Origin of the sequence: Sphingobacterium gobiense (assembly GCF_002980575.1) — a bacterium.
Taxonomy (GTDB): domain Bacteria; phylum Bacteroidota; class Bacteroidia; order Sphingobacteriales; family Sphingobacteriaceae; genus Sphingobacterium; species Sphingobacterium gobiense.
Map to the genome: position 1 here is coordinate 67,522 of NZ_PVBS01000005.1, position 22,503 is coordinate 90,024.

The 22,503-nt window shown below is 40.9% G+C and carries 32 protein-coding genes; 2 read left to right on the forward strand and 30 right to left on the reverse strand.

Annotated features, from left to right (window positions below):
* Window positions 1-32: 32 nt before the first annotated feature.
* The 30 genes from map to C5749_RS17990 all read right to left on the reverse strand — a co-directional run bounded on the left by map (window position 33) and on the right by C5749_RS17990 (window position 20,104).
* On the reverse strand, window positions 33-815 hold the full coding sequence (gene map, locus C5749_RS17845; RefSeq protein ID WP_105727588.1) for a type I methionyl aminopeptidase: 783 nt from the start codon (window positions 813-815) through the stop codon (window positions 33-35).
* Window positions 816-818: 3 nt separating this feature from the next.
* Window positions 819-2,165: a preprotein translocase subunit SecY gene (gene secY / locus C5749_RS17850; RefSeq protein ID WP_105727589.1), complete on the reverse strand. Its 1,347-nt coding sequence runs from the start codon at window positions 2,163-2,165 to the stop codon at window positions 819-821.
* Between the two features lie 6 nt (window positions 2,166-2,171).
* Window positions 2,172-2,618, reverse strand: a complete 447-nt coding sequence (gene rplO, locus C5749_RS17855; protein ID WP_105727590.1) for a 50S ribosomal protein L15 — start codon at window positions 2,616-2,618, stop codon at window positions 2,172-2,174.
* 119 nt (window positions 2,619-2,737) lie between these two features.
* Entirely contained in the window at window positions 2,738-2,917 is a 180-nt protein-coding gene (gene rpmD, locus C5749_RS17860; protein ID WP_105727591.1) for a 50S ribosomal protein L30, read from the reverse strand.
* 5 nt (window positions 2,918-2,922) lie between these two features.
* A complete protein-coding gene (rpsE, locus tag C5749_RS17865) occupies window positions 2,923-3,441 on the reverse strand; it encodes a 30S ribosomal protein S5 (RefSeq protein ID WP_105727592.1) in 519 nt (172 codons plus the stop codon).
* A gap of 11 nt (window positions 3,442-3,452) precedes the next feature.
* On the reverse strand, window positions 3,453-3,806 hold the full coding sequence (rplR, locus tag C5749_RS17870; RefSeq protein ID WP_105727593.1) for a 50S ribosomal protein L18: 354 nt from the start codon (window positions 3,804-3,806) through the stop codon (window positions 3,453-3,455).
* Between the two features lie 5 nt (window positions 3,807-3,811).
* Window positions 3,812-4,366 carry a 50S ribosomal protein L6 gene (gene rplF, locus C5749_RS17875; protein WP_105727594.1) on the reverse strand — a complete coding sequence of 185 codons (555 nt, stop codon included), beginning with the start codon at window positions 4,364-4,366 and terminating at the stop codon, window positions 3,812-3,814.
* Window positions 4,367-4,387: 21 nt separating this feature from the next.
* The gene (gene rpsH, locus C5749_RS17880) at window positions 4,388-4,786 is read right to left on the reverse strand and encodes a 30S ribosomal protein S8 (RefSeq protein WP_105717619.1); all 399 of its coding nucleotides are present in this window, start codon (window positions 4,784-4,786) and stop codon (window positions 4,388-4,390) included.
* Between the two features lie 224 nt (window positions 4,787-5,010).
* The gene (gene rpsN, locus C5749_RS17885; protein WP_105717618.1) at window positions 5,011-5,280 is read right to left on the reverse strand and encodes a 30S ribosomal protein S14; all 270 of its coding nucleotides are present in this window, start codon (window positions 5,278-5,280) and stop codon (window positions 5,011-5,013) included.
* The gene (gene rplE / locus C5749_RS17890) at window positions 5,273-5,842 is read right to left on the reverse strand and encodes a 50S ribosomal protein L5 (RefSeq protein ID WP_105727595.1); all 570 of its coding nucleotides are present in this window, start codon (window positions 5,840-5,842) and stop codon (window positions 5,273-5,275) included. The genes rpsN and rplE overlap by 8 nt, the downstream gene beginning before the upstream one ends.
* Window positions 5,842-6,186 carry a 50S ribosomal protein L24 gene (gene rplX / locus C5749_RS17895; RefSeq protein ID WP_105727596.1) on the reverse strand — a complete coding sequence of 115 codons (345 nt, stop codon included), beginning with the start codon at window positions 6,184-6,186 and terminating at the stop codon, window positions 5,842-5,844. The genes rplE and rplX overlap by 1 nt, the downstream gene beginning before the upstream one ends.
* Window positions 6,187-6,188: 2 nt before the next feature.
* The gene (rplN, locus tag C5749_RS17900) at window positions 6,189-6,557 is read right to left on the reverse strand and encodes a 50S ribosomal protein L14 (RefSeq protein WP_105717615.1); all 369 of its coding nucleotides are present in this window, start codon (window positions 6,555-6,557) and stop codon (window positions 6,189-6,191) included.
* Window positions 6,557-6,811 (reverse strand): 30S ribosomal protein S17, encoded by a 255-nt coding sequence (rpsQ, locus tag C5749_RS17905; protein WP_099370336.1) that lies wholly within the window; start codon window positions 6,809-6,811, stop codon window positions 6,557-6,559. The genes rplN and rpsQ overlap by 1 nt, the downstream gene beginning before the upstream one ends.
* 15 nt (window positions 6,812-6,826) lie before the next feature.
* Entirely contained in the window at window positions 6,827-7,045 is a 219-nt protein-coding gene (gene rpmC / locus C5749_RS17910) for a 50S ribosomal protein L29 (RefSeq protein ID WP_105727597.1), read from the reverse strand.
* Between the two features lie 93 nt (window positions 7,046-7,138).
* On the reverse strand, window positions 7,139-7,561 hold the full coding sequence (rplP, locus tag C5749_RS17915) for a 50S ribosomal protein L16 (protein ID WP_105727598.1): 423 nt from the start codon (window positions 7,559-7,561) through the stop codon (window positions 7,139-7,141).
* 57 nt (window positions 7,562-7,618) lie between these two features.
* Window positions 7,619-8,407: a 30S ribosomal protein S3 gene (rpsC, locus tag C5749_RS17920; RefSeq protein WP_105727599.1), complete on the reverse strand. Its 789-nt coding sequence runs from the start codon at window positions 8,405-8,407 to the stop codon at window positions 7,619-7,621.
* 12 nt (window positions 8,408-8,419) lie between these two features.
* Window positions 8,420-8,851 carry a 50S ribosomal protein L22 gene (gene rplV, locus C5749_RS17925; RefSeq protein WP_105727600.1) on the reverse strand — a complete coding sequence of 144 codons (432 nt, stop codon included), beginning with the start codon at window positions 8,849-8,851 and terminating at the stop codon, window positions 8,420-8,422.
* Window positions 8,852-8,858: 7 nt separating this feature from the next.
* The gene (gene rpsS / locus C5749_RS17930) at window positions 8,859-9,125 is read right to left on the reverse strand and encodes a 30S ribosomal protein S19 (RefSeq protein ID WP_037498931.1); all 267 of its coding nucleotides are present in this window, start codon (window positions 9,123-9,125) and stop codon (window positions 8,859-8,861) included.
* Window positions 9,125-9,952 carry a 50S ribosomal protein L2 gene (gene rplB / locus C5749_RS17935; protein ID WP_105727601.1) on the reverse strand — a complete coding sequence of 276 codons (828 nt, stop codon included), beginning with the start codon at window positions 9,950-9,952 and terminating at the stop codon, window positions 9,125-9,127. The genes rpsS and rplB overlap by 1 nt, the downstream gene beginning before the upstream one ends.
* Window positions 9,953-9,958: 6 nt before the next feature.
* Entirely contained in the window at window positions 9,959-10,249 is a 291-nt protein-coding gene (rplW, locus tag C5749_RS17940; protein WP_105717610.1) for a 50S ribosomal protein L23, read from the reverse strand.
* 1 nt (window position 10,250) lies between these two features.
* Window positions 10,251-10,880 carry a 50S ribosomal protein L4 gene (rplD, locus tag C5749_RS17945; RefSeq protein ID WP_105717609.1) on the reverse strand — a complete coding sequence of 210 codons (630 nt, stop codon included), beginning with the start codon at window positions 10,878-10,880 and terminating at the stop codon, window positions 10,251-10,253.
* Between the two features lie 7 nt (window positions 10,881-10,887).
* Window positions 10,888-11,505, reverse strand: coding sequence for a 50S ribosomal protein L3 (rplC, locus tag C5749_RS17950; RefSeq protein ID WP_105717608.1), 618 nt, complete (start codon window positions 11,503-11,505; stop codon window positions 10,888-10,890).
* 318 nt (window positions 11,506-11,823) lie between these two features.
* The gene (locus C5749_RS17955) at window positions 11,824-12,183 is read right to left on the reverse strand and encodes a CoA-binding protein (RefSeq protein WP_105727602.1); all 360 of its coding nucleotides are present in this window, start codon (window positions 12,181-12,183) and stop codon (window positions 11,824-11,826) included.
* 14 nt (window positions 12,184-12,197) lie between these two features.
* Complete coding sequence (locus C5749_RS17960; protein ID WP_181151526.1) at window positions 12,198-13,343, reverse strand: serine hydrolase domain-containing protein; 1,146 nt, start codon at window positions 13,341-13,343, stop codon at window positions 12,198-12,200.
* Window positions 13,344-13,557: 214 nt separating this feature from the next.
* Window positions 13,558-15,207 carry a 2-oxo acid dehydrogenase subunit E2 gene (locus C5749_RS17965; RefSeq protein ID WP_105727604.1) on the reverse strand — a complete coding sequence of 550 codons (1,650 nt, stop codon included), beginning with the start codon at window positions 15,205-15,207 and terminating at the stop codon, window positions 13,558-13,560.
* Between the two features lie 44 nt (window positions 15,208-15,251).
* A complete protein-coding gene (gene pdhA, locus C5749_RS17970) occupies window positions 15,252-16,247 on the reverse strand; it encodes a pyruvate dehydrogenase (acetyl-transferring) E1 component subunit alpha (protein ID WP_105727605.1) in 996 nt (331 codons plus the stop codon).
* A gap of 72 nt (window positions 16,248-16,319) precedes the next feature.
* The gene (gene hisS / locus C5749_RS17975) at window positions 16,320-17,717 is read right to left on the reverse strand and encodes a histidine--tRNA ligase (RefSeq protein ID WP_105727606.1); all 1,398 of its coding nucleotides are present in this window, start codon (window positions 17,715-17,717) and stop codon (window positions 16,320-16,322) included.
* Between the two features lie 25 nt (window positions 17,718-17,742).
* A complete protein-coding gene (gene rnc, locus C5749_RS17980; protein ID WP_105727607.1) occupies window positions 17,743-18,495 on the reverse strand; it encodes a ribonuclease III in 753 nt (250 codons plus the stop codon).
* Window positions 18,496-18,588: 93 nt separating this feature from the next.
* Window positions 18,589-19,842, reverse strand: coding sequence for a beta-ketoacyl-ACP synthase II (fabF, locus tag C5749_RS17985; RefSeq protein WP_105727608.1), 1,254 nt, complete (start codon window positions 19,840-19,842; stop codon window positions 18,589-18,591).
* Between the two features lie 22 nt (window positions 19,843-19,864).
* Window positions 19,865-20,104, reverse strand: coding sequence for an acyl carrier protein (locus tag C5749_RS17990; protein WP_105717695.1), 240 nt, complete (start codon window positions 20,102-20,104; stop codon window positions 19,865-19,867).
* A 268-nt stretch (window positions 20,105-20,372) separates the two neighbouring features.
* On the opposite strand from C5749_RS17990, the gene C5749_RS17995 reads away from it, so the two are divergent.
* On the forward strand, window positions 20,373-20,879 hold the full coding sequence (locus C5749_RS17995) for an IPExxxVDY family protein (RefSeq protein ID WP_245893835.1): 507 nt from the start codon (window positions 20,373-20,375) through the stop codon (window positions 20,877-20,879).
* 129 nt (window positions 20,880-21,008) lie between these two features.
* Window positions 21,009-22,439: a pyruvate kinase gene (pyk, locus tag C5749_RS18000; protein WP_105727609.1), complete on the forward strand. Its 1,431-nt coding sequence runs from the start codon at window positions 21,009-21,011 to the stop codon at window positions 22,437-22,439.
* Window positions 22,440-22,503 lie beyond the last annotated feature (64 nt).

Genomic DNA, 22,503 nt, shown 5'->3' on the forward strand with positions numbered 1-22,503 from the left:
TGCAAAGATAAATAAAAAATATTGAAAACCAACTACTTTTTACTCAAAACTTCTTCCACGTGTTCAAAAGTCAACAACACGTCTGGAACACCCTTTCTAATCGCAACCATTTGCTCAAAATGCGCAGATAGTTTTCCATCAATGGTACTCACAGTCCAACCATCGTCCCAGAATTTCACACCAGCCTTGCCCGCGTTGATCATCGGCTCAATACAAATGACTAAGCCAGTTTCCAACTTAGGGCCAGAGCCGCGTCTTCCGTAATTCGGCACCTCCGGCTTCTCATGCAGATCTAAACCAACTCCATGTCCTACTAACTCTCTTACTATACCATAGTTGTATGGAGCAATATAATCTTGCACGGCTGCTGAAATGTCGCCAACGCGCTTTCCGGCTACCGCCTGCTCTATCCCCTTATACAACGCCGCTTTCGTGACATCCAACAACTGCTGTGCTTCAGTTGAAATCTCACCTACACCAAATGTATATGCCGAATCGCTAATGAATCCTTTTAGGTTGACTCCCCCATCGATCGAAACAATATCGCCTTCTTGAAGCGGCTTATCAGTCGGAAAACCATGAACCACCTGATCATTCAGGGATATACAAAGTGAATAAGGAAAGCCTTGATAGTTCAAAAAAGCAGGAGTACCGCCGTGGTCGTGGATAAAATCATAAGCCAACTTATCCAAAGACAGCGTAGTAATACCGGGTTTTACTTCCTTCGCAATCTCAGCAAGCAATAACGAGAGTACATTTGCAGACTCTCGTATTTGCTCAATTTGTTCTTCTGTCTTATAAAAAACCTTGGACATCTATTAAAGCGCTGCTTGATCTATACCCTCTACGGAAGTAGTTGTAGAACGGCCTTTCACACGACCTGTCTTCATTAAACCATCATAATGACGCATTAGCAAATGACTCTCAATCTGCTGTAAAGTATCTAACACCACGCCCACCAAAATCAATAAAGAAGTACCTCCATAGAAATGTGCAAATTGGTTATTCACGCCTACTTTAGCAGCCAAAGCAGGTAAGACAGCGATAATCGCAATGAATATTGCTCCTGGGAAGGTAATACGGGAGATCACGTTATCGATAAAGATATTCGTATCGTAACCAGGCTTAATTCCAGGAATAAAACCACCGTTCTTCTTCATGTCCTCAGACATTTGCTGTGGATTCACCATAATTGCGGTATAGAAAAACGTAAATGCAATAATGAGAACAGCAAATGTTACATTGTAGGCAACAGATGTATAGTTACTCAATGACGCTAAAAAATCTGATTGTAAATCCGGAAAAAACTGAGACAAAGCCATTGGCAAGAACATAATTGCTTGCGCAAATATAATAGGCATAACACCGGCAGCATTCACCTTTAAAGGAATATACTGACGTACGCCGCCTACCTGCTTATTACCGACAATTTTTTTAGCATACTGTACAGGAACTTTACGAATCCCCTGTACCACTAAAATGGCGAAAATCACGACAAAGAAAAGGGCTACGAATTCTAATAACAACGGAATTGGTCCGCCACCACTCGGGCTCATACGAGAACCCCATTCGGCCACAATACCTGCTGGCAACTGTGCTATGATACCCGCCATGATAATTAATGAAATACCATTACCAATACCTTTATCTGTAATTTTTTCACCAAGCCACATCACAAACAAGGTACCTGCTGTTAATACCACTGCAGAAAGAATAGTGAACATCGGCTCCGCTAACGTTTTCGCTTCCGCAGGAACCTGTGTTTTCACGTAAGCCACTGCCTGAACCAACGTAATCGCCAATGTCAGATAACGCGTAATCTGTGTCATTTTTTTACGACCCGATTCACCTTCTTTTTGCATTTTCTGAAATGCAGGAACCGCTATCCCCAATAATTGAACAACGATTGATGCAGAAATGTAGGGCATTACACCCAAAGCGAAAATTGCCGAACGAGAAAATGACCCTCCAGCAAACATATTGATTAAATCCAATATGCTATTTCCTTCGCTACTTCTAGCCACTAATGCATCAGGGTTGACACCCGGCAGAACCACGTGACAACCAATACGGTAGATTAGAAGAAGTAGCAACGTCGTCATGATACGATTGCGTAAATCTTCTATTTTCCATATATTGGTTAAGGTTGTGATTAGTTTCTTCATGTAATTTTATAGTTTTTCGATAGAACCACCTACAGCTTCAATAGCTTTCTGTGCCGAAGCCGAAAACGCGTGTGCTTTGACTTCTACTTTAGTAGTCAATTCACCACGACCCAAGATTTTCACTAAGTCTTTTTTAGCTACCAATCCATGCACTTTCAAAGTATCGAAGTCAATAGCTGTTAAATTATACTTGGTTACCAGCTCCTGCAATACGTCTAGGTTAATTCCCTTGTACTCGACGCGGTTAATGTTTTTGAAACCGAACTTAGGTACACGACGTTGCAACGGCATTTGACCACCTTCGAAACCAATCTTTGTAGAATGTCCAGAACGCGAACCGGCTCCTTTATGACCACGAGTCGATGTACCGCCACGACCAGATCCTTGACCTCTACCAATACGTTTTCTGTTTTTAACAGAACCTTTAGCTGGTTTTAAACTACTTAAATTCATTTTGTCTTAAAATATTGTGTTACGCCTTCGCTCTCACTAAACAGGTCGTAACGATGAATAATTGTATTAATAAGGTAAATGGAAAGAATTCGAAATCCTTTCCATCCACCTATTCACTCTTAAACCGTCTCTACCGCTACTAAGTGATTGACCTTCCTCACCATACCGATAATGGACGGTGTAGCTTCAACCTCTACAGCATGATTGATACGTTTCAAGCCTAGGGCTTGAATAGTTCTCTTTTGGCGCTCGCTTCTGTCGATAACGCTCTTTATCTGGGTGATTTTGATTTTTGCCATGATAATTAACCGTTAAATACTTTGTTTAAATCGACGCCGCGGTTTTGGGCAACTGTATATGCATCACGAAGTTTCACCAATGCGTCAATAGTCGCTTTCACAACGTTGTGCGGATTGGATGAACCCAATGATTTCGCTAATACGTCCTTGATACCCGCGCTTTCCAATACAGCACGCATTGCTCCACCTGCTAGTACTCCTGTACCATGGACAGCTGGTTTTACTAAAACGCGACCTCCGGAGAATTTGCCGTGCTGCTCGTGAGGAACCGTACCGTTAATGATAGGAACTTTAATCAAGTTCTTCTTCGCGTCATCGATACCCTTAGTAATAGCCTCAGTAACTTCTTTTGCTTTACCAAGACCATATCCCACGATACCATTTTCGTCACCCACAACAACAATAGCTGAAAAACTGAAGGTACGACCACCTTTAGTCACTTTCGCTACGCGTTGGATGCTCACTAAGCGATCTTTTAATTCAATCTCGCTTGATTTCACTCTTTTTATATTGCTTAATGCCATGTTCTTATTGATTAAAAGTCCAAACCGCCTTCGCGAGCACCTTCAGCCAATGATTTTACACGGCCATGGTATAAGTACCCATTACGGTCAAAAACTACCTTGCTAATACCTGCTGCAACAGCTTTCTCTGCCACTGCCTTCCCTACAGCTTTTGATTGCTCTATTTTCGTACCGCTTACGGCAAAATCTTTTGAGCCCGAAGACGCTGAAGCCAAAGTTTTCCCAGCTTCGTCATCGATGATCTGCGCATAGATACCTTTATTGCTTCTAAAAACTGATAAACGTGGACGCTCCGCTGTTCCAGTCAGGCTTTTTCTTATTCCTTTTTTTATTCGCTCTCTGCGAGATGTTTTATTTCCTGCCATGGTTATTATTTTTTAGCTGATTTACCTGCTTTTCTTCTTAATACTTCACCCGCAAACTTAACGCCTTTTCCTTTGTAAGGCTCTGGTTTGCGGAAACTACGGATCTTTGCAGCAACCTGACCGATCAACTGCTTGTCTGCACTTTCCAACGTGATGGTAGGGTTTTTACCTTTTTCTGCGGTAGTTGTTACTTTAATTTCCTTTGGCAATATAAAAACAATCGGGTGAGAGAAACCTAAGGCTAACTCCAATGTATTACCTGTACTTGTTGCACGGTAACCTACACCGACTAGTTCTTGTGTAGTCTTGTATCCTTCAGTAACGCCTAAAACCATATTATTGATTAAGGCACGGTACAAACCATGTAATGATTTGTGTCTTTTTTGTTCGGTAGGGCGTGTAACTACAATCTGACCGTCTTCTTGTTTAACGGTGATGTCGCTGTCTACCTGTTGCGTTAATTCGCCTTTTGGTCCTTTTACTGTTACCAGATTTTTCTCTGATACAGTAATCGTTACTCCCGAAGGAATAGCGATAGGCGCTTTTCCAATTCTTGACATTTCTTTGTGTTTTTACCTAGATTAATAAACGTAACATAAAACCTCACCACCTACGTTTTGCAGACGGGCTTCTTTATCTGTCATCACACCTTTAGATGTAGACAAGACAGCAATACCCAAGCCGTTCAAAACGCGAGGCATGTTTTCAACACCTGCATACTTTCTTAAACCAGGTTTACTCACACGTGTCAATGTGCGAATAGCCGGAATTTTGCTAATTGGATGGTACTTCAAAGCTATTTTGATGCTACCTTGAGGTCCGTTTTCATCGAATTTGTAATTAGCAATGTAACCTTTATCAAAAAGAACTTTGGTAATCTCTTTTTTAAGGTTCGATGCAGGAATTTCAACAACCCTGTGGTTGGCCTTAATGGCATTCCTTACTCGTGTAAGGTAATCCGCTATTGGATCTGTATTCATTATATGATTAAAATTATGACAATGGTTTCCATGACTTAATCGAAGCCAAAGACCTATTGTCTGTTAACAAAATTTTCAAAAATAAACCTGCATGAACTGTCATTAAAAACAAAATACTAGTTCATGCAAGCTTCATTTCCTTTGTAAGGCAAATTATTTCAATGAAAAAACCCGACAAACCCAAATCGGATTTGCCCGGGCAAAAGTAAATGTTTTTTTCCTGATTACCAAGAAGCTTTTTTCACCCCTGGAATTTTACCGTCCAATGCCATCTCACGGAAAGTTACACGAGAGATGCCAAATTGACGCATATATCCTTTCGGACGTCCAGTCAATTTACAACGGTTGTGCAAACGTACCGGCGAAGCATTCTTAGGCAATTTATCTAAAGCGGCATAGTCTCCTGCTGCTTTTAAAGCCGCACGTTTCTCTGCATATTTAGCTACCAATTTCTGACGCTTGATTTCGCGTGCTTTTATTCCTTCTTTAGCCATTGTTGTTTGAGTTTTGATTTTTGAACGGTAAACCGAATTGTTTCAGTAACTCCAAAGCTTCCACATCATTGTCAGCAGAAGTTACAAAAGTGATATCCATACCTTGGATCTTATTGATTTTGTCAATGTTGATCTCAGGAAAGATAATCTGCTCGGTGATACCTAAATTATAGTTACCTCTTCCGTCAAAACCTTTCTCGTTGATACCACGGAAATCGCGGATACGAGGTAAGGATACAGACACCAAACGGTCAAGGAACTCGAACATATTGTTGTCGCGCAATGTTACACGTGCGCCAATAGGCATTCCTTTACGCAATTTAAAGTTAGAAATATCCTTCTTTGATTTTGTAGAAACAGCTTGCTGACCAGTAATTAACGTTAACTCAGCCACAGCGTTATCAATCAATTTTTTATCAGCAGTAGCAGCGCCGATACCTTGCGATACAACAATCTTCTCCAGCTTCGGAACTTGCATAACGCTTTTATACTGGAACTTTTCCTTTAGCGCTGTACGGATTTCATCCGCGTATTTCGCTTTTAATCTTGGTACGTAAGTCATTATTTAATTTCCTCCCCTGATTTTTTTGCGTAACGAACAATTTTGCCATCTGCATTCACACGACGACCGATACGGGTAGGTTCACCTGTTTTAGGGTCGATCAGTGCTAAATTAGAGATGTGGATAGCAGCTTCTTTCTCAATGATACCACCGTTAGGGTTAGCTGCACTAGGCTTCGTATGCTTTTTTACAATATTAGCGCCTTCTACAACAGCTCTGTTAGTTTCCTTTATAACCTCTAGAACTTTTCCCTGAACACCTTTAGCGTTACCGGCGATAACTTTCACTAAATCTCCAGCTTTGATTTTGATTTTGTGCGTAGTTGTTTTTTTATTCTGTGCCATAATTATAAAACCTCCGGTGCTAGTGATACAATCTTCATGAACTGCTTCTCACGTAATTCCCGAGCTACTGGGCCGAAGATACGTGTTCCACGTGGTTCATCATTATTATTTAACAATACAGCAGCATTGTCATCGAAACGAATGTAAGAGCCATCTTTACGACGGATTTCTTTTTTTGTACGTACGACTACTGCTTTAGAAACGGTTCCTTTCTTCACGTTTCCTGAAGGCAAAGCGCTTTTCACGGTAACAACAATTTTATCACCGATGGATGCATAACGCTTCCCTGTACCACCTAACACACGGATTACTAAAACTTCTTTAGCGCCAGAGTTGTCGGCTACAGTTAATCTTGATTCCTGTTGTACCATTATTTAGCCCTTTCTAATATTTCAACCAATCTCCAGTTCTTTGTTTTACTCAGCGGACGAGTTTCCATGATTAATACCGTATCGCCGATACCGCAGGTATTTGTTTCGTCATGAGCCTTAAATTTAGTAGTTTTTTTTACGAACTTACCATAGATAGGATGTTTTACTTTACGTTCAACAGCTACTACGATAGATTTGTCCATTTTGTTGCTAACTACCAAGCCGATTCTTGTTTTTCTTAAATTTCTTTCCATTTTTCGACTTTACATTTATGCCTCAGCGGCTGTTTTGGATTCCGCAGCAATTCTACGTTTTGAAATCTCTGTCGAGATACGAGCGATAGTTTTGCGCGCTGCTTTGATCGCATTAGGGTTCTCAATAGCAGAAACAGCATGTGCAAATTTCAACTTGTTAAGAGCAGTCTTCTCTTGTCCGAGACGAGCTGTAAGTTCCTCTTGTGATAATTCGGTAATTTCTGAATTCTTCATTTTCTTTCAGTGTTGTGTGGGTTATCAATCAGCTTCATGTGTATCTTGTGGGTAACGGCCACAAAATCCAAACCAATTGACATTACCAACGTTTTATGCTTCTGCGTAGTCTCTACGTATAACAAACTTTGTTTGAACCGGCAATTTTTGAGCGGCTAAACGTAATGCTTCTTTGGCAATCTCCAAAGGCACACCCTCGGCTTCAAATAACATACGGCCTGGACGCACTACGGCTACCCAGTATTCCGGAGCTCCCTTACCTTTACCCATACGTACCTCCGCTGGTTTTTTAGTAACGGGTTTGTCAGGGAAAATACGGATCCACACTTGACCTTCACGTTTCATGTAACGTGTTACGGCGATACGTGCAGCCTCAATTTGACGGCTAGTAATCCATGCTGGCTCCATTGACTTGATACCGAAAGAACCGAAAGCTAACTCCGCTCCACGAGAAGCGTTACCTTTCATACGGCCTTTCTGCATCTTCCTGAACTTCGTTCTTTTTGGCTGTAACATGTTCGTATTTTATTTAATCCACCAGCTGGCGGATATTTGTTTTAATCTATTAATTAATTATCCTCTGTTTGAACCACCACGGTTTCCGCCACGATTACTTCCACCACGATTTCCACCACGTCCACCACCTTTTCGGTTGTCACGACGATCGCCACCACCTTCGTTTCCACCACGGGTTTTCGTGTTTGACGTTTGTCCGATGTTAGGAGATAAGTCACGCTTACCGTAAACCTCACCTTTACAGATCCAGACCTTCACGCCAATCTTACCGTAAGTTGTCAACGCTTCTGCTAATGCATAGTCGATATCGGCACGGAATGTGTGCAAAGGTGTTCTTCCTTCCTTATATTGTTCGGTACGAGCCATTTCAGCACCGCCCAAACGACCTGAACACATCACCTTGATGCCCTCTGCACCCATGCGCATGGTTGACGCAATCGCCGTTTTCATTGCACGACGGAATGAAATACGTGCTTCTAGTTGCTTAGCAATACCTTCTGCTACCAATTTTGCATCAAGTTCAGGGCGTTTGATTTCAAAAATGTTGATCTGAACGTCTTTCTTCGTCAATTTCTTCAACTCTTCTTTAATCTTGTCAACTTCTTGACCACCCTTACCGATAACGATTCCTGGTCTAGCCGTATGGATTGTAACCGTGATGCGTTTCAAAGTTCTTTCAATAACAACCTTTGCTACGCCGCCTTTTGCGATACGTACAGAAAGATATTTTCTGATCTTTTCGTCTTCAACTAACTTATCAGAATAGTTGTTGCCTCCGAACCAATTAGAATCCCATCCTTTGATGATACCTAATCTGCTACCTATTGGATTTGCTTTTTGTCCCATTCTTATAATAAATTAGCTGTTTACGTTATTTAAACTATCTACTACCAAAGTTACATGGTTTGAACGTTTACGAATTCTATAACCACGGCCTTGTGGAGCTGGACGTAATCTCTTCAATTGACGACCGCCCCCTACTTGTATTTCTTTCACATACAAAGCGCTGTCTTCCAACGAAGCTCCTTCATTCTTTGCTTCCCAATTCTTGATAGCTGATAATAATAATTTCTCAACACGAGCTGCAGCTTCTTTTCCAGAATGTTTCAAGATGTAAAGGGCCGCTTCCACTTTTTCGCCACGGATAAGATCTACCACTAAACGCATTTTACGCGGTGAAGTAGGGCAGTTCAATAACTTGGCAGTAGAAGCTCCTCCTACTTGAGCTTTTTCCTGCTCCTTGCGCTGCCTGATTAAGACAGATTTTTTGAGTTTTTTTGTTGCTTCCATTACCTAATTATTTTTTCTTTTCTGCGTGGCCTTTGAATGTACGCGTAGGCGCGAATTCACCAAGCTTGTGACCAACCATATTTTCCGTTACATAAACAGGGATGAATTTATTCCCGTTGTGCACTGCGAAGGTATGACCAACAAAATCAGGTGAAATCATAGATCTGCGAGACCATGTTTTGATTACTGATTTCTTGTTTGTTTCATTCATAGAAAGAACTTTTCTTTCTAAGTTGTGATCGATATAAGGACCTTTTTTAATTGAACGAGCCATTATTTTTTCCTTCTCTCAATGATGTAACGATTCGATATTTTCTTCTTAGAGCGTGTTTTGAAGCCTTTAGCCAACACACCTGTACGCGAGCGAGGGTGACCTCCTGAAGAACGGCCTTCACCACCACCCATCGGGTGATCGACCGGGTTCATTGCCACACCACGTACGCGAGGACGACGTCCCAAATGACGTTTGCGACCCGCTTTACCCAATACTTGGTTTGCTTTTTCCGCGTTCGATACAGAACCGATTGTCGCAACACATGTCGACAAGATCATACGTGTCTCGCCTGAAGGTAATTTAATGATGGCATACTTCCCATCGCGGGCAGATAACTGCGCATACGTACCAGCCGAACGAGCAATTGAACCTCCTTGCCCAGGATTCAACTCAATATTATGGATAATTGAACCGAGTGGGATATTTGCTAGCGGCAACGTATTGCCTATTTCTGGGGCTACTTTATCACCTGCTACTATCGTTTGGCCAACTGTTAATCCAGCCGGAGCAATGATGTAACGTTTTTCACCATCAGCATAATGCAATAATGCAATACGCGCGGTACGATTTGGATCGTACTCAATGGTAGCTACTTTTGCAGGGATATCTTTTTTATCGCGTTTGAAATCAATTAATCGGTATACTTTTTTATGTCCCCCACCGAGATAACGCATAGTCATTTTACCGGACTTATTACGACCGCCTGATTTCTTAACGATACCAACTACTAATGATTTCTCCGGAACGTTAGTTGTAACGTCCGAGTAGTCAGCACCTACTCTAAAGCGAGTACCAGGGGTAACCGGTTTGAATCTTTTAACTGCCATTTTTTATTATAGTGTAGTGTAAAAGTCAATAGTTTCACCATCTTTCACTGTGATGATGGCTTTTTTATATTTAGGAGCCCTTCCGGATACAAAACCTGCTTTTGTGTAACGGCTTTTTGCTTTACCGGCAACAACCGCTGTGTTGACCGCCAAAACAGTCACACCGAACATTTCTTCAACAGCTTGTTTGATCTGTATTTTATTAGCTCTGTGATCAACCTTGAAAGCGTAACGGTTTAATTTCTCCGTCAATAACGAAGCTTTCTCAGTTAAGATAGGTTTTTTGATAATCTCCATATTACTTAGCGAATGCTTCCTCCAAAGTTTTAACAGAATCTGTCGTCAACAAAAGTTTAGTAGCGTTCAATACATCATAAGTATTTAATTCCGCAGCAATGATAACTTTTGTTTTTTTCAAGTTTCTGCTTGATAAATAAACGTTCTTGTTTTCTGTTGGCAATACGAGAAGTGTCTTCTCATCGGCACAGTTCAATGCATTGATGAACGACACATAGCTCTTGGTTTTGATTGCATCGAAGTTTACTTCATCCAATACCAATATGTTGTTCTCTTTAGCTTTGTAGCTCAATGCAGATTTGCGCGCCACCTGCTTCAACTTTTTATTCAATTTGAACGAATAGTCGCGGGGTTGCGGGCCAAATACACGACCACCACCGTTAAACAATGGAGATTTGATAGAACCAGCACGGGCACCACCAGTACCTTTTTGTTTGTGTAATTTACGAGTAGAACCTGCGATTTCGTTACGTTGTTTAGATTTGTGTGTTCCTTGGCGTTGGTTCGCTAGGTATTGTTTCACATCCAAATAGATCGCATGGTCGTTTGGCTCTACACCGAATACGGACTCAGGAAGCTGCACCTTGGCACCTGTTTCTTTACCTGATAAATTTAATACATTAACTTCCATCTCTCTACTATTTGTCTACGATTACATAAGAACCTTTAGCTCCTGGAACGGAACCATTAACAACAATTAGGTTTTGTTCAGGGTAAACTTTCAAAACCTGTAAGTTCTGAATCTTCACTCTTTCTCCACCCGTACGACCAGCCATGCGTTTTCCTTTGAATACGCGAGAAGGCCAAGAAGCTGCGCCTAATGAACCCGGAGCACGTAATCTGTTGTGCTGACCGTGAGTCGCACCACCTACACCGCCAAATCCGTGACGCTTCATCACACCTTGAAAGCCCTTACCTTTGGAAGTACCGACTACATCCACATACTCGCCTTCTTCAAAAATAGTGACATCCACTGTTTCACCTAGTTGTTTCTCATCCTCAAAATGCTTGAATTCAACTAGCTTACGCTTAGGACTAACCCCTGCTTTTGCAAAGTGTCCTTTTAAAGGAGCTGTCGTGTTCTTTTCTTTGGCATCATCATAGCCAAGTTGAACAGCCGAGTAGCCATCCTTTTCTACCGTACGTATCTGCGTTACCACGCACGGCCCAGCCTCAATTACTGTACAAGGGATGTTTTTCCCTTCCGCATCGAACAGGCTGGTCATTCCTACTTTTTTACCAATAATTCCTGACATCTTATAAATAAATTAATTAATCGTCCATCGAAGCAGTAGGGCTTCGCTCAAGACATACTTTCCCCACAAAGGGATTGCAAAGGTAGAAAGAATTTTATAAGTATCAAATAGTTAGGGAATTATTTTTTTGCGAAATTGCACCGTTTACGTATGCAGTTAACACTACCTTATTTTCTTTAGCTTATGTTAATATATTTCGTCCGATACGACACCCCTCTTGGGGTATAAACCTCGCGCAGCAATTTCAAGCATATAACTACACTTAATATCTCATTTAATAAAGTGCTGTTATTGATTAATAATTCGGTTATGGATTAATCAATACTGCTCTGTATTCAGCATTACAAGCGTACAAGCTTCCACCGCTTCAATTCCGGCTTCTTCGAGTTTCTGCTTAAGTTCCTCATTCTCTGTACCGGGATTAAAAATAACCCGTTTTGGTTTGGTCTGCAAGATATAATCATAATATACGGATTGATTCTGCGGGCCAACATACAGTGTAATCGTATCAATGTCCGTGTGAATAGTACCCGTTGTTTCTATCGGTATTCCTGCTACCTTACCTTCTTTTCTTCCTACATTCACAATCGGGTATCCTTTGCGAACCAACTTATTTGCCACCAAATAAGCATACCGAGCGGGGTTAGTGCTTGCACCAACAATAAGTGTCTTCTTCATAAATTGAACATAAGTTAGTTGACAATGAAATCACCATTTGCATTATAAGCGTTTTGCCGTAAAACAGGCATTTTCAAAATTTTATATAAGTCGTCTAGTTTTACCAAACTACCATTTACCATATTGGACAACAGTACAATCGTTATATCATTAGTCAGATCCCTGACATATAGATTGCGAAATCCGTGCCACCATCCTGTATGATAAACAATCTGAGCTTCTTCAGGTGAAAACGTTCGCCAGCCATAGCCATAGCTAAAAAGACTGCGTCTTGCATCGCTACGGGGTGCATAAGCAGAATCTAGCATGGATTCGCCAATAATCCGTCCATCTTTTAATGCAATGTCCAATAAAAATAAATCCTGTACGGTACTGTAGATCCCTTTATCTCCAACAGGACCATCCAGATAATTTTGTACGACCGATCTTCTCCACACCCTATCATGACCAATAACATCCGTCGGAATTTTATCGTATACTGCTTTTGACAACACAGCCGTGTTTTTCATGCCTGCTGGATCAAAAATTGATTCTTTCATGTATATTGCAAAATCCTGCCCTGTCACTTTTTCGATAATCGAGGCCAACACCATGTAGTTGGAATTATTATAATGGAAACGTCCATCAGGAGCTCCATACCGCGTAGGCTTATGTTCTATCAATAGATCCATCGCGTCCATATTGCTCATCGCTTTTTTTCGGTCTTTCCACGCTTCCTCAGAAAAATAAATATAATTCGGCAGACCACTACGATGGCTCAATAGCATTTGTATAGTGATGTTCGGATATGGAAAATCGTGAAAGAAATCATTCACCGTTTGATCCAATTGCAATTTCTCCTCTTCCACTAATTTCAATATACCTAATGCAGTTAATGGTTTGGAAACCGAAGCCAACTCAAATTTAGACGTAATCTTTAGGCTATCCTTATGGAGATAGTCCGCCCATCCAAATGCATTTTGATAAATTATTTTCCCTTTTTTAGCAATCAACACATTCCCGTTAAAAGCCGATTTCCGATGTAGGTTTTGCATAAAGTCGTCTAACTCGTGATCTGCATCTGCTGGATTGTATACGAGCGCAATACTGTCTTTCTCTTGTTGCTTTTGCTGTTTCTGTTCTATTTTCTGTTGTTTCGCTTCCGGCGAAGAACAAGACATCAAGCCGGACAATAAACTGATAATTAAGATCTTCAAAAAATGTATACTCACTGAACTGCCTCTCAAATATATTACGGTTTAAATTAAATACATGCTACCGTTCCAAATTAATATTTATTAAGAGAAAAATCAAGGATTATTCTCTATCATTTATACAAAAAGGACATCTGTCTATGGATGTCCTTTTTAATTCTATTATGAAAATACCTGCGCTTTACGCTAAAAGCCTGATTGGCGCTTCCAATAGTCCTTTCAATGTTTGTAGAAATGCTGCTCCCGTAGCACCATCAACCACCCGGTGGTCACAACCTAAAGTTAACTTCATGATGTTACCCGGTACGACAGCACCATCTTTGACTACTGGAACCTGCTGAATAGCCCCTACAGACAAGATAGCACCATCAGGTGAATTGATAATGGATGTGAATTCGTCAATTCCAAACATACCTAAATTGGAAACCGTGAACGTTGAACCTTCCCAATCTGATGGTTGCAATTTCTTAGCTTTCGCTTTCTGACCATATTCTTTCACTTCTGCAGATATATGAGATAACGATTTACCATCAGCAAAGCGCACAACTGGCACCAATAGGCCATCTTCTACAGCCATTGCTACGCCAACATTTACGTGTTCATTAAAACGAATGGTATCCCCTTGCCATGACGAATTTACCGCAGGGTGCTGTTTCAACGCTACAGCAACTGCCTTAATAACGATGTCGTTGAAAGAAACTTTTACCGGTGCTACTGCATTAATTTGACCACGGGCTTCGATAGCATTATCCATATCTACGGAAATGGTCAAATAGAAATGCGGAGCTGTGAATAGAGATTCTGATAACCGCCGAGCAATGGTCTTGCGCATTTGCGACACTTTTTGCTCCGTATATTTTTCTTCTCCAATATACTGTGGTAAAGATATCGTTTTGGACTCCGTAGCTGCAGATGCAGGTGCCGAAGGCTGTTCCTTTGCTTTTGGAACAAAGGTCTCTACATCTTTCTTCACAATCCGTCCACCCTCAGCAGAACCTTCTATATCATTTAAATTAATACCTTTTTCCTTTGCTATTTTGCGAGCTAAAGGAGATGCTTTGACGCGCGAATCGTCCGACGCGTTAGAAGCAGAGGCTGTCGAACCAGACGCTTCTTCTTTTGTTTCCTTGCTTTCCTGCTTAGCTTCTTCCGATTTAGCAACTTTACCAGAAGAGCTGGGTTGTTGCTTAAGCAAAGGCTTCACATCTGTTCCCTCTGGACCGACAATAGCAATAATATCATTCACTTTCGCTGCTTGTCCCGCCTCTACTCCAATGTATAGCAATGTCCCCTCTGCATAGGCAGTAACTTCCATCGTCGCCTTGTCTGTTTCCACATCTGCAATAGCATCGTCAGACTTGATAGCATCTCCTACTTTAAAATTCCATTGTGCGATTACCCCTTCGGTCATCGTGTCGCTCAATAGTGGCATCGTGATAACCGTACAACCTAAGTCTTCTGCAGAAACGGATGGTGAATCTTCGTCCACATCATCCGAAGCAGGCTCTTCTGTATTGGAGGACGCCTCTTCTTTATTCTCTTCTTCTTTAGAGGCAGAACTGTCCCCTTCTAATAAGCTTTTATAATCTTCTCCTTCTTCCCCCAAAACGGCAATTACAGCGTCAACTGCTACCGCCTCGCCTTCTTTTGGGCCTATGTACAACAATGTTCCCTCTTGATAAGATTCAAAATCCATTGTTGCCTTATCTGTTTCAACTTCGGCAATTAGGTCACCTGAGTTTACTTTATCACCGACTTTTTTGTGCCATTTTGCGATTACACCTTCGGTCATGGTGTCGCTCATTTTCGGCATTTTTACTACTTCAGCCATATCGTATAGTAGATTGTATCTTTAAGTTAAAGTAATTCGCTAAATCATTCCTTTATGAAAGGGTAGTCCTCTTGCACATACACATCTTCATAGATGGCTGAAGGATCTGGATACGGAGACTCTTCTGCGAACTTCACAGCCTCGTCGATCACCTTTTTCACTTCAGCTTCTACCTCTTTAAACCAAGCCTCATCTGCATATTTATTTTCCATAATAGCCGCTTTAGTGGTAATCAAAGGATCTTTCCCTTTATACTCCTCTAACTCTTCTTTTGTACGGTATTTAGCGGGATCTGACATAGAATGTCCTTTATAGCGGTAAGTACGGATTTCTAAGAAAGTTGGGCCTTCGCCTGCACGAGCACGTTGAACAGCCTCATCCATAGCATTATGTACGGCTACAGGATCCATTCCATCAACAGGCGCACTCGGCATATCAAATGCGTGTCCCATTTTATAAATATCCACCATGTTCGTGGTACGCTGCACGGAGGTACCCATCGCATACCCGTTGTTCTCACAAACAAAAATAACCGGCAATTTCCACAACATCGCCATGTTGAAGGCCTCATTTAAAGCTCCCTGGCGAACAGCACCATCACCCATAAAACATACATTGACATTATCATTTCCCAAATACTGTTCCGCAAAAGCAATACCTGCTCCCAATGGGATCTGTCCACCAACGATTCCGTGACCACCCATCATTTTATGTTCTTTCGAGAAAAAGTGCATGGAGCCACCCTTACCTTTAGAGCAACCTGTCACTTTTCCAAAAAGCTCTGCCATACATTCTTTAGCAGACATACCTTTTGCTAAAGCATGCGCATGGTCACGGTAAGATGTTATAACGGAATCCTCGGGTCTAGTAGCAGAAATAGTGCCTGCCATAACCGCTTCCTGACCAATATAAAGGTGACAAAATCCGCGAATTTTTTGCTGACCGTATAATTGACCTGCTTTCTCCTCGAATTTACGCATAAGTAACATGGACTTATACCATTCTAAGTATGTTTCTTTTGTTATAGGTGTTGAACTCATTTTGAAGTATTGAATTTCTTAACTAATCCGACTACAAATCTAATCATTTATAACGATATTTCGGGCAATATTTCAGCAGGAAAAGGTGTTTTTTGTCAAAAAAGCAATCAATTCCTCATATGAAATTTTTTGTTGCTCACCCGATGCCATGTCCTTCAGTGAATACGCACCGGATGCCATCTCCTCTTCCCCAACCAGCAATACATAAGGAATTTGTTTGCCATCCGCATATCCCATTTGTTTCTTCAACTTCGTCGAAGCAGGATAAAGCTCAGCAGCCACTCCGGCTTTTCTTAAATTGAATAACAAAGGAAGTGCATGCGCATACGTTTCTTCGCCAAAATTTGTAATAAGTACTTGTGTTGAGGAAGCAGAAGAAGCTGGAAAAAGTTCCAACTCTTCCAACACATCGTAAATGCGGTCAGCACCAAATGAAATGCCCACACCCGTAAGACCTTTTAATCCGAACATTCCAGTTAAGTCATCGTACCGACCTCCACCTCCGATACTCCCCATTGAGACCTCATTTGTCTTTACTTCAAAAATACAACCAGTGTAGTAGTTTAAACCACGTGCGAGGGTTATATCCACTTCTATACTATTATCCAACAATCGTTCTACCCCGAAATCCTTCAGATAACGGAAGACCTCCTCTATTTCTGCGACACCTTGCAGTCCAATGGAAGAAGCAGATAATATCTCTTTTAAAGACATTAGTTTTTCATCATTGGAACCATCAAGCAGAATGATGGGCTTCAATAAATCGAGATCTGTTTCCGTAAACCCACGTCCCAACAGCTCACTGTTTACACCATCCAGCCCAATTTTATCTAATTTGTCGATAGCCACAGTCATATCAACAATCAACTCAGGTTTTCCTATCACTTCCGCGATACCCGATAAAACCTTACGGTTATTAATCTTTATAGTAAAATCGTTCAAGCCTAAAGCCGCTAAGGCCTCTCGATAAATCAGTATAAATTCTGCTTCGTTAAGCAATGAGGAAGATCCTACTACGTCAACATCACATTGATAAAATTCTCTATATCGCCCCCGTTGCGGCCTATCCGCACGCCACACAGGTTGTATCTGAAAACGTTTAAAGGGCAGGACAATCTCATGTTGATGCATGACAACGTATCGAGCGAAAGGCACGGTCAAATCATAACGGAGTGCTTTTTCTGAAATATGAGAAAGTAGCTTATTGGACAATTTTTCGCTTAAGAACGCTGCTGGCGCTTTAGCTAGATAATCCCCGGAGTTGAGTATCTTAAAAATTAATTTATCTCCCTCTTCACCGTATTTTCCTGTTAAAGTAGATAAATTCTCGAACGAGGGGGTTTGAATCTCATTGTAACCAAATTTTTTAAAGACAGTCCTTAAAGTATTGAATATATAATTTCGCTTTTCCATTTCCCGAGGAGAGAAATCGCGCGTGCCTTTAGCTAATGAAGGTTTGATATTTGCCATATGGCAAAGGTAATAAAAAAGGGAATTAACGGGAAAGTTCTTCCATGCCAAACACTTTCAACTCCTCACAAGCCTTTTCTGCGGCCAGCTTTTCAGCACTTTTCTTATTAAAATCCTTTCCGACACCCTGTATCTCGCCATCTATAACAACTTTCATTGTAAACAGTTTAGACGATTCGCCTGGTGGATTCTCGACCGGTACAAACTGAATATCCTTTCCAAAATGTTGACACCATTCAATAAGACGACTCTTAAAATTAGTTTCGGTAATTTCCAACATCTGAATATCAACATGGGGTTTGATAATCCGCATTAACAGAAATTCCCGAGTGAATGCATATCCCCTATCCATATATACGGCACCAACAACAGCTTCAAAAGCGTCCCCAAGCAGAGATCCCTGCTTGTTCGGATAGCTTATCATACGGGCATCGTATTCTATCAACTCATTAAAACCCAGCTTATGGGATAGTTGATTCAGATTGGCACGACTAACAATTTTCGAGCGAAGTTCCGTCAAAAATCCTTCACCTTTATAAGGGTACAACTTAAATAACAGCTCCGCGACGACAGAACCCAATACAGCATCCCCCAAAAACTCAAGCCTCTCGTTACTATTCTTTACACCGTCCTTAATGGTGGTTGCAACAGACTTATGGCGAAACGCCATTTGATATAACTTGATATTCCCCGGAACAAATCCAAGGATATTCTTCAGTTTACGAACGTAAGCTCTATGCGGAGAAAAGTATAAATAGTATATCCTCAAGAAAGGCATTAAGTCTATGATATAAATAAGTAATAGGCAGTCTCTCTTCGAAACCACCTATTATTTGTATCTCAATAATCCCCTTTTTCTTAATATAAAATATTAAGAGTGGTATTTCTTTACAATAATGGATGCATTATGACCGCCGAAACCGAATGTATTACTCAATGCAGCATTTACTTCCCGTTTCTGAGCCTTATTAAAAGTAAAGTTTAGATTATTATCAATCTCTGGGTCATCCGTAAAATGATTAATAGTAGGCGGTACAATATCATGTTTAACGGACAAGATGGAAGCCATAGCTTCTATTGCTCCTGCTGCTCCCAATAGGTGCCCTGTCATTGACTTTGTAGAGCTGAGGTTCATCTTATACGCATGCTCGCCAAATAACCCGATAATAGCCTTTGGCTCACTGATATCCCCAACCGGTGTAGATGTACCGTGAAGATTGATATAATCAATATCTGAATACGCAAGTCCTGAATCCGTAATGGCCATATTCATCGCCAATTTAGCACCCAACCCCTCGGGATGAGATGCGGTAATATGATGTGCATCTGCACTCATACCACCTCCCGCAACTTCAGCGTAAATCTTGGCTCCACGCGCCAGCGCATGCTCCAAACTTTCTAGGATAATAGCTCCCGAACCTTCACCCGAAACAAAACCGTCACGATCCTTATCAAAAGGACGAGATGCGGTTTTAGGGTCGTCATTGCGGGTAGATAATGCGTGCATTGCATTAAATCCACCTATACCGGCTTCGTTTACCGTCGCTTCTGAACCACCAGTGATAATAACATCAGCTTTACCTAACCGAATATAGTTAAAGGCATCAATCATCGCATTTGTAGCAGACGCGCAGGCAGAAACTGCCGAAAAATTTGGCCCGTGCAAACCATAACGCATAGAAATATGACCAGGAGCAATATCGATAAGCATTTTTGGGATAAAGAAAGGATTGAAACGGGGTGTTCCATCACCTCTGACAAAATTTGCCACTTCTTCAGTAAAAGTAGTCAAACCACCAATACCAGCCCCCCAAATAACACCTATCCGGTTTCTGTCTAAGTTATCGAATTCTAATCCAGCATCCTTTACAGCTTCATCTGTAGAGGCGATAGCATACTGAACGAAAGGATCGACCTTGCGAGCCTCTTTACGATCCATATGGTTATGTGGATCAAATCCCTTCACTTCACAAGCGAATTGGGTCTTAAATTTTGATGCATCGAAATGCGTAATAGGAGCAGCGCCACTCACACCATTAAGCAATCCGTCCCAATAACTTGAGACATCATTTCCTAAAGGTGTAAGGGCACCTAACCCTGTTACAACTACTCTTTTAAGCTCCATTAAATATGTTTGGCCTAATAAATTAGTTATTAACGTTCTTTTCTAAATAAGAGATAGCTTGACCTACTGTACTGATGTTTTCAGCTTGATCATCTGGAATAGCCACGTTAAATTCTTTTTCGAATTCCATGATCAACTCAACTGTGTCAAGTGAGTCTGCACCTAAATCATTCGTGAATGAAGCCTCTGGTGTTACTTCTGCTTCGTCTACACCTAACTTTTCAACGATAATTGCTTTTACTCTTGATGCGATATCTGACATGATTTTATAATTTAATTGTTTAATAAATCTGTGCAAAGAAAAATAAATTTCCCCAAATATCAAACCCTTTTTTGACTTGATGGTGGGAAAGAAGAACGTCCTGACTCTCTAACCTGTCTAAAAACCGCTACCATTACCATACAGAGCGTATCCAATATTAACATTTTTTTTTGTTTATACCAAAAACTTTGAAACCAACAGGTGTTTTTAACCATAAAAATAGGTAGAAATATACTTTACAGGCGATTTTTTCCTAATTTCGAAAACTGTGAGCATAACTAAAAAACATTTGACACTTGATCTCGATTTCGATATCGAGCTCGATTTCGTATTGATTGGCATCAGTTCACCATTACGCGACTACAGACTATGTCATTTTCTTTACAAACATGCTGGCCTGGCGTTTGAGCGTGGAAAAGAAGATTATGTGGATCACAAAGGATATGCAAAAGAAAAAGAGCGAGATGAGATGGATTACCATATCGTGTATGAAAAAAATAAACAAAAGAAGCTGCTAAAACACTATTTCACAATCTATCGCTATTGTGACAACAATTTTGAATTCGAATTCTACATCATAAGCAACCGTAGTTTAGAGGGCACTTTTCTTCTCCCCGAACTTCCAAATTTTGACTACTTTTTAATTATAAAACATTATATAGACCGAGACGACCTCCGCACATTGTTAACCGAAATAAAGGACATCAATGAAGTCATTCTAGCTAAAAAGTTAGACCCCGCATCATTGAAATCCAAAGAAAATCTTATATTTTAGCGTTTTAAAATAACGCAAAGTGTAAATTTTACACTTTCTTAAACCTAACTTATTAAACAGATTGCTATTTTTGCACTATACTGTTTTACTTCTTAAAAGAATAAAATACACATAAATAAAACACTGTAAATGAATAAGATTCAAAAAAGGACAAAAATTGTTGCCACACTAGGTCCGGCATCGTCAGATAAGACCATATTGACGAACATGATTGCAAAAGGTGTGGATGTCTGTCGCCTTAATTTCTCTCACGGCAGCCAAGACGACCACCTCAAAGTGATTAAAACTATTCAAGAAATTAACAATGAACATCCTTTTAACGTAGGAATTTTGGCGGATCTTCAGGGTCCGAAAATTCGTATTGGGAAAATGAAAGAGGGAGGAGCTATTTTAATCAATGGTTCGCAGGTCGAGATTACAACCAAAGAGCTCATTGGCGACGAAGCGCGCATATATATCACGTACGAAAATTTCCCGAATGATGTTAAGGAGAATGAAATCATCTTATTGGATGATGGAAAGCTACAATTGAGGGTTATCAGTACGAACCACAAAGATACAGTAAAATGCCAAGTGGTACATGGTGGCGTATTGACTTCCCGCAAAGGTGTCAATCTTCCCAATACAAAAGTTTCCATCCCCTCTCTTACGGAAGAAGATCTGGACAACCTCAACTTTGCTTTAGATAACGGAGCAGATTGGATTGCTATGTCCTTTGTACGTTCGGCAGAAGATATCCACCAATGTAAGGAAATCATCAAGTCGAAAGGAAGCCATGCATTAGTGATTGCTAAAATTGAAAAACCAGAAGCCATTGATAATATCGATGCCATTATAGAAGCAACTGATGCGATTATGGTAGCACGTGGCGACTTGGGTGTCGAGATGCCAATGGAAGTCGTTCCCGGTTTACAAAAAATGATCGTACAAAAATGTCGCGATCTTTCTAGACCTGTAATTATCGCCACGCAGATGCTGGAAAGTATGATTACAACACCTCGTCCTACGCGCGCAGAAGTCAACGATGTCGCCAATTCCGTATTAGACGGTGCTGATGCAGTGATGTTGAGTGGGGAAACCTCCGTCGGAGAGTTCCCGGAAATTGTTATCGAAACGATGACAAAAGTCATTACACAAGTGGAAGCCACATCCTACCCCTATTACAGTCCGAAAGAGAGCGTTCTGTCCGAACAAACAAAGATATCAGACGCGATATGCGGGTCTTCCATACACCTTGCCAAAAATACCAAAGCAACCGCTTTTGCTGTTATGACATCTTCGGGATATACAGCACTTGAAATTTCAAGCTATCGCCCCGACGCGCATATATATGTCTTTACAGGCAACAAGAACTTAATCAATCAACTTAGTTTACTATGGGGTGTAAAAGTATTTGTGTATAGTAAATTTGAAAGTACCGATGGCACTATCCAAGACGTGAACGGCTTACTGAAGGAACTTAACCTCGTTTCTCCAGGAGAAATTGTCATCAACACAGCGTCTACTCCTTTACACCAAAAAGGAAAAACCAATACGATTAGAGTCTCCCAGCTGAGTTAGCTTGACGTTGATCAACAGAAATAGCGTGGATTAAAGAGTCTACGCTATTTTTTTGCCTTCTTTG

Excerpts from the sequence above, each read along its gene's own strand:
- rpsH (WP_105717619.1), bottom strand. The coding sequence starts at position 4,786 with ATGAATACAGATCCAATAGCGGATTACCTTACACGAGTAAGGAATGCC.
- C5749_RS17990 (WP_105717695.1), bottom strand. The coding sequence starts at position 20,104 with ATGTCAGATATCGCATCAAGAGTAAAAGCAATTATCGTTGAAAAGTTA.
- rplP (WP_105727598.1), bottom strand. The coding sequence starts at position 7,561 with ATGTTACAGCCAAAAAGAACGAAGTTCAGGAAGATGCAGAAAGGCCGT.
- rplB (WP_105727601.1), bottom strand. The coding sequence starts at position 9,952 with ATGGCAGTTAAAAGATTCAAACCGGTTACCCCTGGTACTCGCTTTAGA.
- rpmD (WP_105727591.1), bottom strand. The coding sequence starts at position 2,917 with ATGGCAAAAATCAAAATCACCCAGATAAAGAGCGTTATCGACAGAAGC.
- secY (WP_105727589.1), bottom strand. The coding sequence starts at position 2,165 with ATGAAGAAACTAATCACAACCTTAACCAATATATGGAAAATAGAAGAT.
- rplF (WP_105727594.1), bottom strand. The coding sequence starts at position 4,366 with ATGTCAAGAATTGGAAAAGCGCCTATCGCTATTCCTTCGGGAGTAACG.
- hisS (WP_105727606.1), bottom strand. The coding sequence starts at position 17,717 with ATGGCAAATATCAAACCTTCATTAGCTAAAGGCACGCGCGATTTCTCT.
- rnc (WP_105727607.1), bottom strand. The coding sequence starts at position 18,495 with ATGCCTTTCTTGAGGATATACTATTTATACTTTTCTCCGCATAGAGCT.
- rplX (WP_105727596.1), bottom strand. The coding sequence starts at position 6,186 with ATGGCACAGAATAAAAAAACAACTACGCACAAAATCAAAATCAAAGCT.
- C5749_RS17960 (WP_181151526.1), bottom strand. The coding sequence starts at position 13,343 with ATGTCTTGTTCTTCGCCGGAAGCGAAACAACAGAAAATAGAACAGAAA.
- pyk (WP_105727609.1), top strand. The coding sequence starts at position 21,009 with ATGAATAAGATTCAAAAAAGGACAAAAATTGTTGCCACACTAGGTCCG.
- map (WP_105727588.1), bottom strand. The coding sequence starts at position 815 with ATGTCCAAGGTTTTTTATAAGACAGAAGAACAAATTGAGCAAATACGA.
- rplC (WP_105717608.1), bottom strand. The coding sequence starts at position 11,505 with ATGTCAGGAATTATTGGTAAAAAAGTAGGAATGACCAGCCTGTTCGAT.
- rplD (WP_105717609.1), bottom strand. The coding sequence starts at position 10,880 with ATGGAAGTTAATGTATTAAATTTATCAGGTAAAGAAACAGGTGCCAAG.
- rpmC (WP_105727597.1), bottom strand. The coding sequence starts at position 7,045 with ATGAAGAATTCAGAAATTACCGAATTATCACAAGAGGAACTTACAGCT.
- rpsE (WP_105727592.1), bottom strand. The coding sequence starts at position 3,441 with ATGGCATTAAGCAATATAAAAAGAGTGAAATCAAGCGAGATTGAATTA.
- rplV (WP_105727600.1), bottom strand. The coding sequence starts at position 8,851 with ATGGAAGCAACAAAAAAACTCAAAAAATCTGTCTTAATCAGGCAGCGC.
- rplE (WP_105727595.1), bottom strand. The coding sequence starts at position 5,842 with ATGACTTACGTACCAAGATTAAAAGCGAAATACGCGGATGAAATCCGT.
- C5749_RS17955 (WP_105727602.1), bottom strand. The coding sequence starts at position 12,183 with ATGAAGAAGACACTTATTGTTGGTGCAAGCACTAACCCCGCTCGGTAT.
- rplN (WP_105717615.1), bottom strand. The coding sequence starts at position 6,557 with ATGGTACAACAGGAATCAAGATTAACTGTAGCCGACAACTCTGGCGCT.
- rpsS (WP_037498931.1), bottom strand. The coding sequence starts at position 9,125 with ATGGCTCGTTCAATTAAAAAAGGTCCTTATATCGATCACAACTTAGAA.
- C5749_RS17965 (WP_105727604.1), bottom strand. The coding sequence starts at position 15,207 with ATGGCTGAAGTAGTAAAAATGCCGAAAATGAGCGACACCATGACCGAA.
- rpsN (WP_105717618.1), bottom strand. The coding sequence starts at position 5,280 with ATGGCTAAAGAAGGAATAAAAGCACGCGAAATCAAGCGTCAGAAATTG.
- rpsQ (WP_099370336.1), bottom strand. The coding sequence starts at position 6,811 with ATGGAAAGAAATTTAAGAAAAACAAGAATCGGCTTGGTAGTTAGCAAC.
- rplO (WP_105727590.1), bottom strand. The coding sequence starts at position 2,618 with ATGAATTTAAGTAGTTTAAAACCAGCTAAAGGTTCTGTTAAAAACAGA.
- rpsC (WP_105727599.1), bottom strand. The coding sequence starts at position 8,407 with ATGGGACAAAAAGCAAATCCAATAGGTAGCAGATTAGGTATCATCAAA.
- rplW (WP_105717610.1), bottom strand. The coding sequence starts at position 10,249 with ATGGAGATTATCAAAAAACCTATCTTAACTGAGAAAGCTTCGTTATTG.
- pdhA (WP_105727605.1), bottom strand. The coding sequence starts at position 16,247 with ATGAGTTCAACACCTATAACAAAAGAAACATACTTAGAATGGTATAAG.
- fabF (WP_105727608.1), bottom strand. The coding sequence starts at position 19,842 with ATGGAGCTTAAAAGAGTAGTTGTAACAGGGTTAGGTGCCCTTACACCT.
- rplR (WP_105727593.1), bottom strand. The coding sequence starts at position 3,806 with ATGGCAGGAAATAAAACATCTCGCAGAGAGCGAATAAAAAAAGGAATA.